The sequence below is a fragment of the Polaromonas eurypsychrophila genome, from assembly GCF_014641715.1.
GTDB classification, from domain to species: Bacteria; Pseudomonadota; Gammaproteobacteria; order Burkholderiales; family Burkholderiaceae_C; genus Polaromonas; species Polaromonas eurypsychrophila.
In genome coordinates this window covers 437,034-452,511 of the sequence record NZ_BMIG01000001.1, presented here as the reverse complement: position 1 = coordinate 452,511, position 15,478 = coordinate 437,034, and the positions used below count along the sequence as shown (strand labels likewise).

At 60.3% G+C, this 15,478-nt stretch carries 19 protein-coding genes; 13 read left to right on the top strand and 6 right to left on the bottom strand.

What is annotated here, in order from left to right:
* Window positions 1-44 precede the first annotated feature (44 nt).
* The 8 genes from IEX16_RS02150 to IEX16_RS02115 all read left to right on the top strand — a co-directional run bounded on the left by IEX16_RS02150 (window position 45) and on the right by IEX16_RS02115 (window position 5,834).
* Entirely contained in the window at window positions 45-1,040 is a 996-nt protein-coding gene (locus IEX16_RS02150; protein ID WP_188706098.1) for a ParA family protein, read from the top strand.
* Window positions 1,037-1,903, top strand: a complete 867-nt coding sequence (locus tag IEX16_RS02145) for an SIR2 family protein (protein WP_188706096.1) — start codon at window positions 1,037-1,039, stop codon at window positions 1,901-1,903. Before IEX16_RS02150 ends, IEX16_RS02145 begins: the two co-directional genes overlap by 4 nt.
* A 41-nt stretch (window positions 1,904-1,944) precedes the next feature.
* Window positions 1,945-2,796: an SAM-dependent methyltransferase gene (locus tag IEX16_RS02140; RefSeq protein WP_188706094.1), complete on the top strand. Its 852-nt coding sequence runs from the start codon at window positions 1,945-1,947 to the stop codon at window positions 2,794-2,796.
* A gap of 126 nt (window positions 2,797-2,922) precedes the next feature.
* On the top strand, window positions 2,923-3,141 hold the full coding sequence (locus IEX16_RS02135) for a hypothetical protein (RefSeq protein WP_188706092.1): 219 nt from the start codon (window positions 2,923-2,925) through the stop codon (window positions 3,139-3,141).
* 68 nt (window positions 3,142-3,209) lie between these two features.
* Complete coding sequence (locus IEX16_RS02130) at window positions 3,210-4,031, top strand: M23 family metallopeptidase (RefSeq protein WP_188706287.1); 822 nt, start codon at window positions 3,210-3,212, stop codon at window positions 4,029-4,031.
* A 120-nt stretch (window positions 4,032-4,151) separates the two neighbouring features.
* Window positions 4,152-4,781: a transcriptional regulator gene (locus IEX16_RS02125; RefSeq protein WP_188706091.1), complete on the top strand. Its 630-nt coding sequence runs from the start codon at window positions 4,152-4,154 to the stop codon at window positions 4,779-4,781.
* The gene (locus IEX16_RS02120) at window positions 4,774-5,178 is read left to right on the top strand and encodes a hypothetical protein (RefSeq protein WP_188706089.1); all 405 of its coding nucleotides are present in this window, start codon (window positions 4,774-4,776) and stop codon (window positions 5,176-5,178) included. The genes IEX16_RS02125 and IEX16_RS02120 overlap by 8 nt, the downstream gene beginning before the upstream one ends.
* A gap of 128 nt (window positions 5,179-5,306) precedes the next feature.
* Window positions 5,307-5,834: a hypothetical protein gene (locus IEX16_RS02115; protein ID WP_188706087.1), complete on the top strand. Its 528-nt coding sequence runs from the start codon at window positions 5,307-5,309 to the stop codon at window positions 5,832-5,834.
* A gap of 92 nt (window positions 5,835-5,926) precedes the next feature.
* Here IEX16_RS02115 and IEX16_RS02110 read toward each other — a convergent pair whose 3' ends face one another.
* Window positions 5,927-8,776: a PAS domain S-box protein gene (locus IEX16_RS02110; RefSeq protein ID WP_229676114.1), complete on the bottom strand. Its 2,850-nt coding sequence runs from the start codon at window positions 8,774-8,776 to the stop codon at window positions 5,927-5,929.
* A gap of 151 nt (window positions 8,777-8,927) precedes the next feature.
* Between IEX16_RS02110 and IEX16_RS02105 the strand changes: the two genes are divergently transcribed.
* Both IEX16_RS02105 and IEX16_RS02100 read left to right on the top strand, forming a co-directional pair.
* A complete protein-coding gene (locus IEX16_RS02105) occupies window positions 8,928-9,641 on the top strand; it encodes a haloacid dehalogenase type II (protein WP_188706085.1) in 714 nt (237 codons plus the stop codon).
* Window positions 9,641-10,207, top strand: coding sequence for a pseudouridine synthase (locus tag IEX16_RS02100; protein ID WP_188706083.1), 567 nt, complete (start codon window positions 9,641-9,643; stop codon window positions 10,205-10,207). Before IEX16_RS02105 ends, IEX16_RS02100 begins: the two co-directional genes overlap by 1 nt.
* Window positions 10,208-10,239: 32 nt before the next feature.
* Here the strand turns inward: IEX16_RS02100 and IEX16_RS02095 are convergent, their stop codons facing one another.
* The 4 genes from IEX16_RS02095 to IEX16_RS02080 form a co-directional block, all read right to left on the bottom strand.
* Window positions 10,240-10,845: a hypothetical protein gene (locus tag IEX16_RS02095; protein ID WP_188706082.1), complete on the bottom strand. Its 606-nt coding sequence runs from the start codon at window positions 10,843-10,845 to the stop codon at window positions 10,240-10,242.
* A gap of 244 nt (window positions 10,846-11,089) precedes the next feature.
* On the bottom strand, window positions 11,090-11,599 hold the full coding sequence (locus IEX16_RS02090) for a DUF2242 domain-containing protein (RefSeq protein WP_229676134.1): 510 nt from the start codon (window positions 11,597-11,599) through the stop codon (window positions 11,090-11,092).
* A gap of 287 nt (window positions 11,600-11,886) precedes the next feature.
* Complete coding sequence (locus IEX16_RS02085) at window positions 11,887-12,165, bottom strand: TFIIB-type zinc ribbon-containing protein (protein WP_188706080.1); 279 nt, start codon at window positions 12,163-12,165, stop codon at window positions 11,887-11,889.
* 41 nt (window positions 12,166-12,206) lie between these two features.
* Window positions 12,207-12,536, bottom strand: coding sequence for an HPF/RaiA family ribosome-associated protein (locus IEX16_RS02080; protein ID WP_188706078.1), 330 nt, complete (start codon window positions 12,534-12,536; stop codon window positions 12,207-12,209).
* A 98-nt stretch (window positions 12,537-12,634) separates the two neighbouring features.
* Between IEX16_RS02080 and IEX16_RS02075 the strand changes: the two genes are divergently transcribed.
* Complete coding sequence (locus IEX16_RS02075) at window positions 12,635-13,519, top strand: LysR family transcriptional regulator (protein WP_188706076.1); 885 nt, start codon at window positions 12,635-12,637, stop codon at window positions 13,517-13,519.
* Between the two features lie 217 nt (window positions 13,520-13,736).
* Here the strand turns inward: IEX16_RS02075 and IEX16_RS02070 are convergent, their stop codons facing one another.
* On the bottom strand, window positions 13,737-14,597 hold the full coding sequence (locus IEX16_RS02070) for an MBL fold metallo-hydrolase (RefSeq protein ID WP_188706075.1): 861 nt from the start codon (window positions 14,595-14,597) through the stop codon (window positions 13,737-13,739).
* Window positions 14,598-14,702: 105 nt separating this feature from the next.
* On the opposite strand from IEX16_RS02070, the gene IEX16_RS02065 reads away from it, so the two are divergent.
* Both IEX16_RS02065 and IEX16_RS02060 read left to right on the top strand, forming a co-directional pair.
* Window positions 14,703-15,035 carry an ArsR/SmtB family transcription factor gene (locus tag IEX16_RS02065; protein ID WP_188706073.1) on the top strand — a complete coding sequence of 111 codons (333 nt, stop codon included), beginning with the start codon at window positions 14,703-14,705 and terminating at the stop codon, window positions 15,033-15,035.
* Entirely contained in the window at window positions 15,032-15,466 is a 435-nt protein-coding gene (locus IEX16_RS02060) for a YeeE/YedE family protein (protein ID WP_188706070.1), read from the top strand. The genes IEX16_RS02065 and IEX16_RS02060 overlap by 4 nt, the downstream gene beginning before the upstream one ends.
* Window positions 15,467-15,478 lie beyond the last annotated feature (12 nt).

Below are 15,478 nucleotides of genomic sequence, written 5' to 3'. Positions count from 1 at the left end.
AATCGCAACAGTGATCTTGCTAATGGAGTCAAAAAGGGAGAACTATGAAGTCTATTGCCTTCTTTAATAATAAAGGTGGTGTTGGAAAAACAACGCTCCTTTGCAATGTAGCTGGATATCTCGCTCTAGAGAAGGGATACAAAGTTCTAGTCGTCGATGCAGACCCGCAATGCAACGCCACGCAAAGCCTTTTTTCGGATGACACGTTAGATGCCATTTACAAAAAAAAATCTTTCACTATCGATAATGTCGTAAAGCCGTTGGCGCTTGGCAAAGGCTATACAGACTTACTAGAAACAAGAAAAAGCAAAAACTTTGGAGTTGACGTACTTGTAGGTGATCCTAGGCTTGCATTAACAGAAGACCTGCTCGCGACCGACTGGGGGCACGCGGTTTCTGGAAATGTACGCGGCTTGCGAACTACGCTACTCTTCCGCCATCTGCTTCATATGTGCGGAGACTATGATTACGTGCTATTTGATGTAGGTCCCTCCCTAGGGGCGATAAATCGATCCGTACTACTTGCCGTTGGTTACTTTTTAACTCCACTTTCCACTGACATCTTCAGCCTTAAGGCTCTAGAGAATATTTCGCTATCTTTAGTGAAGTGGAAAAAGCAATACGAAAACGCTATAAATCAAGCCGATGATTCCTCGGAAATTGGAATTGAGGACCTCAATTGGCGGCTTCAATTTCTAGGCTATGTCACTCAGCAATACACCGCGAAACGAGATGTTGAAGGAAAACCCAGGGCTGTTCGGGCTTTCGATCACATTATTAAAAAAGTGCCAAGCGCGATCAAAGACCAAATAGTCGCAAAACTTCAACCAGAGGCCAAAAAAAATGTCGACTATGTATTGGGGACTATTCCTACGTTGCATAGCTTGATCCCACTTAGTCAAACTAGCCGTCGCCCAATATTCTCACTTAGAGCGGTGGATGGAGTCGTGGGTGCCCATTTTGCAAAAGTAGCCGAGTATAAGAAAACCATCCAGGAAATCGCCGATCACGTAGTGGTGAATCTTGGGGACTTGGAATGATCACATGGCCCGTACCGCTGGTGGATGAGCTAGCAAGAAGGAGGGCAATAATTTTTCTCGGCTCTGGCGTCTCTAAAAACTCGTCGGGCATAGGTGGGAAGCGTCCACCAATATGGAAAGAATTCTTAGAGCTTGGAATTAAACGATGTACAGACAAAAAACTTAGTCGCGAGATTTCCAAGTTAGTTAGAGAGTCGGACCTTCTTACCGCCTGCGAGCTCCTTCATGATGCGCTAGGGGCCGATTGGGAGAACTTAATTCTTGAGGAGTTCGTTAACCCGCAGTACCCACCCGGTGACATTCACAAACACATCTTTAGTCTTGACTCCAGATTAGTAATTACTCAAAATTTTGACAAGATTTACGACACATATGCGTCTGCGGCCTCCCAAGGTACTGTCATCGTTAAAAGTTATGACGAAGGTGACGTCTCCAACTTTATTCGTAAACGTCATCGGCTCGTTATAAAGGCCCACGGTTCTATTGATGCACCTCTTCAGATGGTTTTTACCAAAGGAGACTACGCTCGGGCCAGACATAGATACGCTGCTTTCTATTCGCTTTTGGATGGGTTGATGCTTACTCATACCTGCATATTTCTTGGGTGCGGAATCAGCGATCCAGACATTCAGGTTCTACTGGAAAGAAATGTGCAACTCCATCCCACATCTAATCCTCACTACATTGCAATGGGATCAAGGTATTCGGCGGACTTTAAAAGGGCTGTCAAGAAAACAATGAACCTTGAAGTTCTTCAGTACAACCCCAAAGACAATCATTCTGAGCTTGAATCTTCACTCGCTACCCTCGGTGATTTGGTAGAGCAAAAAAGGCAAGATTTGGCAATCACACGCGACTGGTAGTTTTGCACAAACTGTTTGGCTTCAGAGTTCACAATGGCGATATGCATACTAAAAAATTCTCTAGAAGGCTGCGGGCCTCTTTGTTGACTGGCATCATCTGCCTGTCGTTAGCTAGAGCCGAAGCCCAACCCATCGAAGAAGTCCCCTTCATCACCTCCCCCGACAACGTCACGCTCGAAATGCTGAGCAGCGCGGGCGTCAAGCGTGGCGACCATGTGATTGACCTCGGTTCGGGTGACGGGCGCATTGTGATCCTGGCGGCGAAAAAATTTGAGGCGACCGGCCTCGGCGTCGAAATCGACCCGTCGCTGGTGGAGCGCAGCAAGGCCAGTGCGCGCAATGCGGGTGTGGCAGACAAGGTCGAGTTCCGGGTGCAGGACTTGTTCAAGACCGACCTGGCGCCCGCCAGCGTGATCACCATGTATCTGCTGCCGGAATTCAATTTGCAGTTGCGCCCCGCCCTGCTCGCGCTCAAGCCGGGCACACGCATCGTCTCGCACGACTGGGACATGGGCGACTGGAAGCCGGACCGCACGACGGTGGTGGCTGTGCCCAACAAAGCGGTGGGCCGCGAGAAGTCGAGCAAGATTCATTTGTGGACGGTTCCCGCCAAGGTCGATGGCTTGTGGTGCGCAAGCGGGCTGCTGCGCGGCGCCAGCATCACACTGACGCAGACCTATCAAAATTTTTCTGGCACGCTGGCCTGGCGCGATCGCACGCGGGAGCTGGCCGGCACCATCAGCGGCAGCGAGCTGCGCACGCCTGCGGGTAGCAGTGGAGAGCTGGTGCTGCAGGCCACGGGTGATGAACTGCGCATCGCCTCGGCCCAGGGCAACATGGCGCTGGTGCAAGGTGCGTCGTTCAGACGCGCCTCCGGCGCCACCTGCAGCTAAAGACCCTGCCGGTATCGCGGAAAAAACGCGCTTTTGGCTGACACACGGCACGCCGTCCCTCATGTTTAATGGGTGAAGCAACCGACGACCGCCGAAGATGTTGTCCCAACCCTCAAGGAGACTTCCATGCCCCAATTCGCCACAGTGACCGGTGACGTGACCTTCACCCCCGGCGATGGCGCGCCCATCCCGATTCCGCCGGGGCGCATTGAAGTGGCGCTGGAACCCGACAGCGCGACCCTGAGCTGGGATGCTGGCGACGGCGTGGCTGGCGTGACCGCCATTCCGCGGATCCAGTTCGACGACTACGTCAACGACGGCAAGATCGTCTGGGAAAAACAATAATCTGACTTGTGCCTTCATCCGCTGAATCCGCCCTCCAAACAGTCGAGCTGTCGCGCCGCAAGGCGCTGATGGCCGCGCTGGGCTTGCTGACCCTGCCGGGCGCAGGTTTTGCGGCCACCCCCCCCGCTTCATCCACGGTCTGGCCGCAGGCCCTGCCAGTGCCCGGCGGCGTGGGGCGGCTGTCGCTGGGCCCCTCGGCGCAACGGCCGGTCGCGCACCAGGGGGAGCTGCCGCTACTGGTGGTGGGCGACGTGATCGAATGGACGGCCATCGTCGGTATCCCGCTCTCTAGCGCGCCCGGCGAAGCGGCCATCACGGTGCAGCTACCCGGCGGCGCGCAGCGCCAGATCCCCTACACCATCGTGCCCAAACGCTACAGTGAACAAAAACTCAAGGTCTCACCGCGCACGGTGGACCTGTCACCGGAAGACTTGGCGCGTTACGAGCGTGAGCGCGCCCACCAGGAAACCGTGATGGCGACCTTCAGCCAGCCGCTGCCCGCCTCGCTGCGCATGCGGGTGCCGGTGCCGGGGCGCAAATCAAGCTCTTTCGGGCTGCGGCGTGTCTTCAACGGCCAGGCCCGCAACCCACACAGCGGCATGGACATCGCGGCCGGCACCGGCACACCGGTGGTGGCGCCGCTGCCGGGGCGAGTCATCGACAGCGGCGACTACTTTTTCAACGGCGGCACCGTCTGGCTGGACCACGGCGGTGGCCTGCTGAGCATGTATTGCCACCTGAGCGCCATGGACGCCCAGCCGGGCGAAGTGCTGCCCACCGGCGCGCGCCTGGGCGCGGTGGGCGCAACCGGACGCGTGACTGGCCCGCACCTGCACTGGGGCGTGATGCTGAACCGCACCATGGTGGATCCGGCGCTGTTTCTGGCCTGATTACAAGCCACATCAACCTCTAGCCCTTACTGGCCAAGCGTAGGCAGCTATTAAAAACGTAGCGATCCCTCTGCATTGACTCACGGACGGAATAGATGAATTCAAAACCCCTATTCGGGTATGATCAAACCCATTATGGGTATAAATCATCTTCATGCGGACTCCAGCAGGATCGCCGACGCGTTATTTCCCAAGGGGCGGCAACGTGTGCTGGCGGTGCTGTTTGGCAACCCCGATCGCAGTTTTTATGCGAATGAAGTGATTGCCCTGGCGCAGTCGGGCACCGGCTCCGTGCAGCGTGAGCTGGCTGCCCTGTCTGAAGCAGGTTTGTTGAGTGTCACCAAACAAGGCAACCAGAAGCACTACCAGGCCAATGTGGCAGCGCCGGTGTTTGCCGAATTGCGCGGGCTGGTCATGAAGACCTCCGGGTTGGCCGACGTGTTGCGCGCCGCACTGGCGCCGCTGGCGCCGCAGATGGTGGCCGCCTTTGTCTATGGGTCGGTCGCCAAACAGAATGACACCGCACAAAGCGACATCGACGTGATGGTGGTCAGCGCGGGCCTGAGCTACGCCGACGTATTTGGCGCGCTGGAAGGCGCGACCGCTTCGCTGGGCCGCAAAGTCAACCCGACGCTGTACACACCCGCCGAGATGACCAAGCGCATAACGCAGGACAATGCGTTTGTCAGCCGCGTCCTGCAGCAGCCAAAAATATGGCTGATCGGCGACGAGAAGCAACTTCATGCTTGAGCTGGACAATCTCTGCGGCCCCGGAAAGCCGCTCAAAGCGGAACCGCCCGACACCCACGAGATCTCAGGATTGCAGCGTACCGGCATGGCGCGTCTGGCCGACTCCCGCAATGCAACGCTGGCGCTCGAAAGCCAATTTGACCTTGCCTACAACGCGGCGCACGCCCTGTGCCTTGCCGCATTGCGACGCAAGGGTTATCGCCCGGCCAACCGCTACATCGTGTTTCAGGTGCTGCCCCACACGCTGGGATTGGGGCCCGAGGTATGGCGAGTTCTGGATAAATGCCACAACACGCGCAACCTCGGCGAGTACGAAGGCCTGCTCGACGTCAATGAACGCCTGGTCACCGGCCTGATCGCCGCCACGCAGGCAGTGGCAGACGCGCTGGCGACTTGATGCCGTTTCGAACATCGGCCTGGTGCATTCTGGACGAGCGCCCCTAAGAAAGCTGCTTAGCTAGGTTGCAGTCACTAGTAGAAACCCTGAAGATGGAGCATCTTCCAACCCACTCCAAGGAAACCTCCATGACTGCCAAAAACCTGTCCACCGTGGCCACCGACCTGATCGAAGCCTACGGCAACACCGCCAAAAACATGATCGATGCCTACCGTGCCGGCGGCGAGCGTGTGGTCAGCCTGCTGGAGCAGCGCTGGAACAAGGCCCTGCGCGAGTCGCGCTCGGAACTGACCGCCGAAACCGCCAAAAACGCCCGCGCCGCCCAACTGGCCTTCAGCGTTTATTACACCAAGGGCCTGAGCCTGACCAGCAGCGGCGCCCAGCAAGTGGTGAACCAGCTCGTCAAGGTGGCCGAAGCTGGCGTCGAGCGCGCCTCTGCCAACGCCGCCCTGTTTGAAGAAAAAACCGGCGTCAACACTCTGTCAACGATTGCCCAGGTCACGGCACCCGGCGCCCTGGCGCTGAGCAAGCTGGCCGCACAGATCGAGCAGAAAACCGCCGACCTGGCCGGCAAGATCGCCGGTGACGACGTCACCACGGTCAGCGCCAAACGCACGTCGGCCTTCAGCCAGCGCCGTGCCGCCGCTGCGGCCTAAGCTGTTTTTGCAAGCAAAAAGTGGCGCCGGCCCATACCGGGCAGGCGCCACTAGCTATTAAATCGATAGCAATTGTCCAGATAAGTGGCCACCTACATCGGCTGCCCAAAAGTGAAATAAAAAGTCGCGCCCTCGCCGGGCTTGCTGTCTGCCCAGATGCGGCCGCCGTGGCGGTCGATCACGCGTTTGACCGTTGCCAGGCCGATGCCGGTACCCGGAAAATCTCCGGGCGAATGCAGCCGTTCAAAGGTGCCGAACAGCTTGTGCGCAAACGCCATGTCAAAGCCGGCGCCGTTGTCTCGAACGAAGAAGACCGCCTCGCCGTCAGTGGCCGGTTCGCAGCCCACTTCAATCCGGGCCACTTGTTGCCGCGCGCTGAACTTCCACGCATTGCCGAGCAGATTCTGCAGAACAGCCGTCAGCAAACGGGGATCGCCCTGAGCTTGCAAGCCATCCTGGATGCAGAACTGCGCCTCGCGCTGCGGCTCACGCTCGCGGTGGACCTGCTCGATCACCCGCGCCATGGCCGACAGATCCACCGACTCTGACTTGATCTCTTCGCGCGACAAGTGCGCCAGGGTCAGCAGGCCTTCGATCAGATCGCCCATCTGTTTGACGCCTGCGCGTATGCGCTCCAGGTAATGCAGACCCTTGGTGCTGACGTTGCCTGCATCGCTTTTGAGCAGCAACTGGCTAAACCCGTCCACGGTATTAAGCGGCGAGCGCAGGTCATGCGACACCGAGTAGGCAAACGACTCCAGCTCCTTGTTGACTTCGGCGAGCTGGCCGGTGCGGAGCAGCACCCGCTGCTCCAGCTCGCTGTTGAGGCTGAGGATTTCCTGCTGCTGCTGTCGTCGCTCGCTGACGTCGCGCCCCACCGCCACCCAGTGCTTGAACTTGCCCGACTCGCCGGCAATCGGCGCAATGTCGAGCTCCAGCCAGAGCAGTGCGCCGTGTCGGGTGCGGACCGAAATCTCGGTGCGCACCGCGCGCCTGCGGTCCATGGCGGCGCGTATACGCTGCAGCTCGGCCTGCTGGTGCGTGGTGCCCCAGAGCAGCATCACGCTCTGCCCCAAGGCGTTCTCACGGCTGTAGCCGGTCTGGCGCTCAAACGCATCGTTGACGAACACAACGCGCGGGCCACCGTCCTTGTCGGCGCCGGCCTCGGTGATGACCACCATGTCGTTGAGGCGGGACACCGCCGTCTCCAGCAGCCGCAACTGCGCCTGTTCCTCTCGCCGCTGGGTGATGTCCTGAAAATACACCGCCGTCCCTGCCTGCGTGGGATAAACGTGGAACACGAACCAGGTCCGCAGCGGCCGGTAAAAAGCCTCGAAGCGCGCGGTGCGCTGCTGGGCCACCGAGGTGCGGTACTCGCGCTCGACCGGTGTGCCCAGAACGTCGGGAAACTCTTCCCACAGATTCTTGCCGAGTAACTGGCCGGCCGGGCGCTGCAACATGCGTTCGGCCTGGCGGTTGAGGAAGGTGAAGCACCAGTCAGCGTCCATCAGCGCGAAGCCGTCGGTGATGCTCTCCAGCGTGGAGATCATGCGCGCCTCCAGCGCCAGCGTGCGTGCCTCGGCGGCCTTCTGCTCGGTGATGTCCTGGAAAGCACCCTGCAGGCGGATGATGTTGCCGTCAGCGTCACGTACCGCCTCGCCGAGCGAGCGCACCCAGATGCGCCGCCCTTTGGCGGTCATTTTGGGCACAATGAATTCATAAGGCGTACCTTGTTCGGCGCAGGCCTCGACCAGCCGGACCACCTTGAGCCGGTCTTCAGGCAGGAAGTAGCTGAGGCCTTCTTCCAGCGTCGGCACGTAACCCGCCGGCACCTCGTGGATGGCGCAGTTCTCGTCTGACCAGGTGAGCTTGCGATCGGGCAGCTCGATGGTCCAGCTGCCCAGCCGCGCCATGCGGCCGGCGATGCGGTTCATGAACATGTTCTTTTCGAGCAGCTCGGTCGCACGCTTCAGGTCGTCAATGTCCGTCAGGGTGCCCAGCCATTGCACCCGCCGGCCGTCGGCATCCATTTGCGGAAGCGCGCGACCCAGCATCCAGCGGTAAACGCCGTCGGCCCGGCGCAGGCGGTGTTCAATCTCGCAGGGCTCACCCCGGCTCAGCGCGCCAGCCCAGAGCGTGCTGGTGCGTTCGGCGTCTTCAGGGTGAAGAAGGATGCTCCAGCCTTTGGTCAGGCTGTCCTCCATGCTCAGGCCGGTGTAGTCCAGCCAGGTCTGATTGAACCAGCTGTGCTGGCCGTCCGCCTGCATGGTCCAGACGATGTGGGGCATGCCGTCGGTCAGCCGGCGAAACTGCGCCTCGCTGGCAGTGAGAGCGTCCCGGGCGAGTTTGCGATCAGTGATGTCCTGCACCGTTCCCGACAAGGTGACAGGCCGGCCCTGGACATCGCGCACCGCCTCGCCCAGCGCATGCACCCAGCGCAACTCGCCGTCGGCCCTGACGGTGCGGTACTCGATATCGAGCGTGCCCTGGCCGGCGAAGAAAAGCTTCTGGGCGGCGGCGTAAGTTTCACGGTCGTCGGAAAATACGTGGGACAACCCGCCCTCATGGGCGCTCCCCGCGGGATCTGGTGCGCCCGGCGTCACACCGTAGATGGCGGCGGTCTCTTCCGACCACCAGACCCGGTTGCTGGCGATGTCGAAGTCCCAGTTGCCGATCCGGCCTATGCGTTGCGCGGTGCGCAGGCGGTCCAGCGCCAGTTGCAGCGCACGTTCGGTGCTCTCCAACGTCTGCCTGGCCTGCTGCTGCGCAAGACGCATCGGCGCCAGCACCAGCGCCTCGCCCGCCCATCCCGCAAGCACCAGGCCGAGCACCGCCATCGCAACAACCAGCGTCGCATGCAGCGACGAAGCCAAGGCGGTCACAACCAGGGGCAACAAGCCAAGCAGCGCCACCACAACCAGCCGGGTACGCAAACCAGTCAACCACACTCTCCAGTCCATAGCTTTCATCAAGGCTCTTTCATCAGACGCCTTCTGCTTTTCGTGAGAACCAGGCAACGCTCAAACAAGTGTAGCGCCTGGGCTCTGGCAAGCCGGCCTTTTCAGCGCGACGCGGCTTGCCGATAATGCAGACATGAACAAATCAGCACAGCCTGTCCACGCGAAAATACTGGCTTTCGATGTTTTTGGCACCGTGGTCGACTGGCACAGCAGCATCGTCCGGGAGGTGCAGGCGTTGCGCCCGGCGGTGGACGGCAAGGCATTTGCCCTGGCTTGGCGCGCAGGTTATCGGCCGGCGATGGCCCGCGTGATGTCTGGCGAACTCGGCTGGACACGCATCGACGATCTGCATCGCCTGATCCTTGACAGCATCTTGCCGCAGTTTGGCCTCGATGATTTTAGCGAAGCCGACAGGCAGCACCTGAACACCGCGTGGCACCGGCTCGATCCCTGGCCCGATGTGGTGGCCGGCCTAACACGGCTCAAGTCGCGCTACACCATTTGCACGCTGTCCAACGGCAACATCGGCCTGCTCACCAACATGGCCAAACGCGCCGGCCTGCCCTGGGACTGCGTGTTGTCGGCTGAAGTCTTCCATGCTTACAAACCCGACCCGGCAACCTACCTGGGCGTGGCCAAGGTCTTTGATCTGGCACCGGCCCAGGTGATGCTGGTGGCCGCGCACCAGGACGACTTGGCGGCCGCGCGCGAATGTGGTCTGCAAACCGCCTACATCGAACGGCCTGCAGAGTTTGGTGCCGCCCGGCCCAAGGACGTGTCACCCGATCCCGCCAACACCTGGCACGCGAAAGACTTTCTCGCACTGGCCGACCAGTTGGACTGCTGATGCAAGCTGCGCCGCCGCGCCTGATTGTTTTCAACAAGCCCTATGGCGTACTGAGCCAGTTCACGCCGGAAGGACGCTGGCGCGGACTCAAGGACTTCATCGCCATCCCGGACGTGTATGTAGCCGGCCGGCTCGACGCCGACAGCGAAGGCCTGTTGCTGCTGACCGGCGACGGTCAATTGCAGGCGCGCATCACCGACCCGCGCTTCAAGATGGAAAAGACCTACTGGGTGCAGGTCGAGGGCCTACCTGATGAAGCTGCACTGCAGGCGCTGCGCGATGGCGTGCTGCTCAATGACGGCATCACGCGCCCGGCCTGTGCGCACCTGATGGCGCCACCGCCTGCACTGTGGCCGCGCGACCCGCCGGTGCGGGTACGCCAGGCCATTCCGACCGCATGGCTGGAACTGGTCATCCGCGAGGGACGCAACCGCCAGGTGCGGCGCATGACGGCGGCCGTCGGTTTCCCGACCCTGCGGCTGGTACGCGCCAGCATCGGCCCCTGCCGCCTGGACGACCTCGCGCCAGGCGCCTGGCGCGAGGAAGCTGTCAGCGCCTGGGCCTGACGCGGTGATACGCGCCAGGCAATGGGGATTGCCTAGCTGCGGCCGCGGCCGTTGCCATTGCGCAGGGCGCGGTCTATCTCTTCGCGCAAGGCGCTGAGTTCGCTGCGCAGTTGGCGGCGCTCCTGCGGCGTCACCACACCGTCGGCCTTGAAGCTGGCCTCATGCTGCTGGAACGAGCGTTCACGCTTGAGCAGACGGCGCGCTTCACGTTGCGATATGCGCCCATCACGGACACCCTCGTCGATGCGCTGGCTCAGGCGGTATTCCTGCTTGTCCAGCCCCGGCGTACCGACGTCTCGGGGGGCGTTGTACACATTGTTGGCCATCATGCGTTCGACATCGGCGTTCAGGGCGCTCAGGTCAGTGCGCAATTGCTGGCGCTCCTGCGGCGTGGCCTGGCCGTTGGATTTGAAGAAGGCCTCTTTGGCAGCGATGTCGCGGTCGCGGGCGTACAGCGCCTGCGCTTCGGACGGCGTGATGTGCCCCGAGTTCAGGCCCTGCTGGATGCGGGCGCTGATCGCCTGCTGCGCGCGGTCCACATTGGGCGTGCTGGTGTTTTGCGCCATAGCCGGGGACATGCCCAGGCCGGCGAACAAGGCGGATGCCAACAAGGAAGTGGTCAACAGTTTCGAATTCATGCGGTTCTCCTGCTTTGACAACAAAGGGCCAGCAACCTGTCAGGGCTGCTCCTGAATCGCTGCTTTTCAATCGCTGGAGATTCAGTGAGCAGATAGTGGGCTGACTGTGTGAAGCCGGGGTAAGTGCCGCGTGTATTTACCCGCTGTTTACCTCGCGGACGCAGTGGTATCGACATGCGCCTGGAGCAACGCAGTGGACATGCACCACACCGTGCCTGACACCCTGCCCTGCCGGCGAAGATGTTCAACGCGGCGTGGCGGGGCTGCCAGTGATGCCGGTGATGCCGACGCTGTCGTCCATCACCAGGTAGCGTTTGACCAGGTCGAAGAAGCGGTCGTAAAAGACATCTGCGGTGATGGTTTCGCTACCGACCTTGACCATCGCATCGTTGCTGGAACTGAATGGCAAGGACACCGAGCCGATGCCACCCACGCCGAGGCTGGCGGAGTTGTTGCTTTTCTTCAGCGCATAACTGTCTTGCAACGCAGTGACAAAGCCGAGGCTGACGGTTTTGTCGGCGGTCTCGGGCGCACAGACCACACGAATGGCCATCTGCAAATGCGCTTCGGGCTCGGGCTGGAAACTTTTGTGTCCGTCCACCAGGTCCTCACGCGCGGTATTGATGATGTAGCCCTGGCTCAACAACGCACGCCGCGCGGCCTCGCACGTTTGCTTGGCGGTCGCATCAAACAGCCGTGAATAGGTTGCGGTAGAGCCAAATTGCTCCTGCAGGGGAAATTGCTTGACCGGCATCGCGCAAGCTGCGACCAGCAGCACACTCAGGCCGGCAACCGACAAACGGGCAATGGATTCAACCATCCGGAACAGCTTCACAACCGGGTACTCCTTCAGCACAACAACGGGCGATCTTGCAGGGCGGCTCGTCTCGTTTTTTTGTAACCAGCATGCAAAAAATGAAAGCAAAAAAGCGCGCACCAAATCGTTGCATACCCAACTTCAGCCTAACACGGCAAGGTGCCCGAGTGCGGCCGAATGCAAGCATTTCATACAAACCCTACCGGACCCTCAGGCCTTGCGCACTAGTCAAATATTTCGCTGAGCCAGGACTTCTGCTTGCGCGGATAGCCACGCTGCTGCTGGTGGCGATAGTCGGAATCCACGAAGTCAGGCTGCCGGACTTGCGACGCTTGCCGGATCGGTGATGGTGCGGACGCGGGGGGTGCTGCAGACAGGTTTATCAGCTTGTCGAGCTCACCGCGGTCCAGCCAGACGCCGCGGCACTGGGGACAGTAGTCAATTTCAACACCCTGGCGTTCAGACATCAGCAAGGTGGCATCGGGGCAATGGGGACATTTCATCAAAGGATTCTCCGTAAAAATTAAAAAGTGCGGCGGTCGCGTCAGCGTTGGTGGCTGATGGCATGCCGGGCGCTGCGCGGCGGCTGAAGTTTGCGCAGCAAGGCGCGGACAGCGCGCGCCAATGCGCTTTGCAACGCCGAGCCCCAGTCGCGCGTGACGGAGGTCACCACCACCGAGCCCGCACCTTCAGCCGTCAGTTCAACCTCGCAGCGCTTGTCGATGCCGTCGTCGGCACCCTGAACATCCGAGACCCGAACCCGTGCGCGCGGCGCCAGCCAGCCGAGATGCCGAGTAGCCTGCCGCACGCGACGCACCGCCAGACCACGCAGTTGCTCCAGCCACGGCTCAGGCGATTCAAAAATGATCTGCATGAATACACTCCATTGAGTTGGGAAAGAACCACCATACGCAATTATGGGTTTCTGTAAAAGCAGACAATATAGAAGTTATTTTCCCGATAAAACTGACAATGCACAAAGACTTCAGCTATCACCATTTGTACTATTTTTGGGTTGTCGCCAAGGAAGGAGGCATGACCCGCGCCGCCGCGCGCCTCGGCATGGCAGTGCAAACCGTGAGCACGCAGGTGCGCGAACTGGAGCGCTCGCTCGGCTACGCCCTGCTCAAGCCCAAGGGCCGTGGCTTGGCACTGACGGATGCCGGCACCGCGGCGCTGCAGCAGGCCGAGCAGATCTTTCAGCTCGGCGAGCAACTGCCCGCGCTGGTGCGCGATGCCGTCAGCGCACCCACCGTGCGGCTGGCTGTCGGCATTTCCGAGGGCTTGCCTAAACTGGCGGTCAGGCGTTTGATGCAACCCGTCATGCGTACGCCCCGGCTTCGGCTGGTCTGCCATGAAGACGAGTTCGAAGACCTGCTGGGCGATCTGGCGCTGCACCGGCTTGACGTGATCCTGGCCGACCGTCCGGCGCCGCCCCACCCCAATGTCAAGCTCTACAGCCATTCCCTCGGTTCTTCGCCCCTGGCCTGGTACGCCGCCCCGTCTCTGCACGCAGCCGCGCGCAAAGGCTTTCCTCAGTCGCTTGTAAAGGTGCCGGTGCTGCTGCCCACCACGCACGGCGCGGTGCGGGTGCCGATCAACCAGTGGTTTGAGCGGCTGGGGATCACGCCCAACCTGGTGGGAGAGTTTGAGGACAATGCCCTACTCAAGACCTTCGGCGCCGCAGGGATGGGCGTGTTTCCGGCCGCCGAGCTGGTGCATGAGGAACTGGTCACGCGTTACGGCGTCAAACGGATTGGCCCCTGCGAAAATGTGGAGCAACATTTTTTTGCCATCGCAGCGCATAAAAAATTGCTGCACCCGCTGGTGCAAAAACTGCTGCTAGCTGCTCGCTGACCCGACCCCGCATGGGGTCCATACGGATGGGCTGGCTGCGCCAGTCCTTACTATTTCAGATTTTTTCTGGGAAGGTAGCGCCTCGTCGCCAGTCAAATCGGGCACTTCCTCGGCAAAGGTAATCCGGAAGCGGTAGTAGTGATCCTTGACCAGCGGCATCACAATTCATTTTTCACTCATTGCATGGGCTTTCTTCAAGTTAAGGACGGGCAAGGGATCACAAGGCGTTGAGTGGAATTTTCAGGTACGACACGCCGTTGTCTTCCTTTGGTGGCATCTCGCCGGCACGGATGTTGACCTGCACTGAGGGCAGAATAAGCACCGGCATCTCCAGCGAGGCGTCACGCGCGCTGCGCATCTTGACGAAGTCATCCTCGCTCACGCCGTCATGAATGTGGATGTTTTTCGCCCGTTGCTCGGCCACCGTGGTTTCCCAGACCGCCGGGCGCCCCTCCGGCGGGTAGTCGTGGCACATGAACAGGCGTGTCTCGGGCGGCAGGCTCAGCAGCTTGCGCATTGAGCGGTACAGACTGTGGGCATCGCCGCCAGGGAAGTCGCAGCGCGCCGTGCCCACGTCGGGCATGAACAGGGTGTCGCCCACAAACACCGCATCACCGATGCGGTAGGCCATGCAGGCCGGGGTGTGCCCGGGCACCGACAGGGCCTCGGCGGTGAGCACGCCGATGGCAAACGTTTCGCCGTCCTGCAGCAGGTGGTCGAACTGGTGGCCATCCGGCCGGAACTCCGCTTCAAGGTGGAAGATGCGCTTGAACACGTCCTGAACATCGGTGATGGCCGCGCCAATGGCAATTTTTCCGCCCAGCTTCTCGCGCAGATAGTGCGCCGCTGACAGATGGTCCGCATGGGCATGTGTTTCCAGAATCCAGTCGACCCGCAGGTTCTTTTCCTGCACGAATGCGATCAGCTTGTCGGCGGAGGTAGTGCTGGTACGTCCAGACTTCGGGTCGTAGTCGAGCACCGAATCAATGATGGCACAAGCTGAGACTTCCTTTTCATAGACCACGTAGCTGACGGTCCAGGTGGCGGGGTCGAAAAAACTTTGTACGGTGGGTGTCATGCAATGGTCCTTGTCGCGTGAGTTTCTATTCAAATAGTATATTGACGAACAAACTATCTGTCAATATACTATCTATGTCTTAAATCAAAAAGGAGTGACGTCACCATGCAGGTAGACACCATCATGGACCTCGCCATCTTGCGCAGCGCCGCCGACGAGGCCAGCCGCCTAATGAGGGTGCTGTCCAACCCCGACCGGCTGCTATTGCTGTGCCAGCTGGCACAGGGAGAGCAGCGAGTGGGTGAACTGGAAGCGCTGGTCGGAATCGCGCAACCCACGCTGTCCCAGCAGCTGGGCGTGTTGCGCGACGAAAGCCTTGTCAGTACGCGCCGTGAAGGCAAGAGCATCTATTACCAGATCGACAGCCCGCAAGCGCTGGCCGTGATGAATGTGCTGTACGAACAATTTTGTGACAACCCCAAGAGGAAAAAACGATGACTATCGACTGGAATCATTTCACGCCCTGGGCCTCGCTGGCCGGTGGCATCTTGCTGGGCCTGGCATCGGCGCTATTCATTCTGGTGAACGGGCGCATCCTCGGCATCAGCGGCATTGTGGGTGGCCTGTTCCGCCCGAAATCCGGCGACGTGGGCTGGCGTTTGTCCTTCCTTCTCGGCCTGCTGGTCGCACCGATGCTGTACTTCCTGGTGGCCGGACCCACCTCGGTGCGCATCGACGCGGGTTGGACCACGGTGGTGGTTGCCGGACTGCTGGTGGGCGTGGGCACGCGATACGGCTCGGGCTGCACCAGCGGTCACGGCGTCTGCGGCCTGGCACGCCTGTCGCCCCGCTCGCTCATGGCCACGCTCGCCTTCATGGGCGCCGGCTTTGTGACCGTATACCTGGTGCGACACGCACTGAGCTCATGAACCGAATAATAA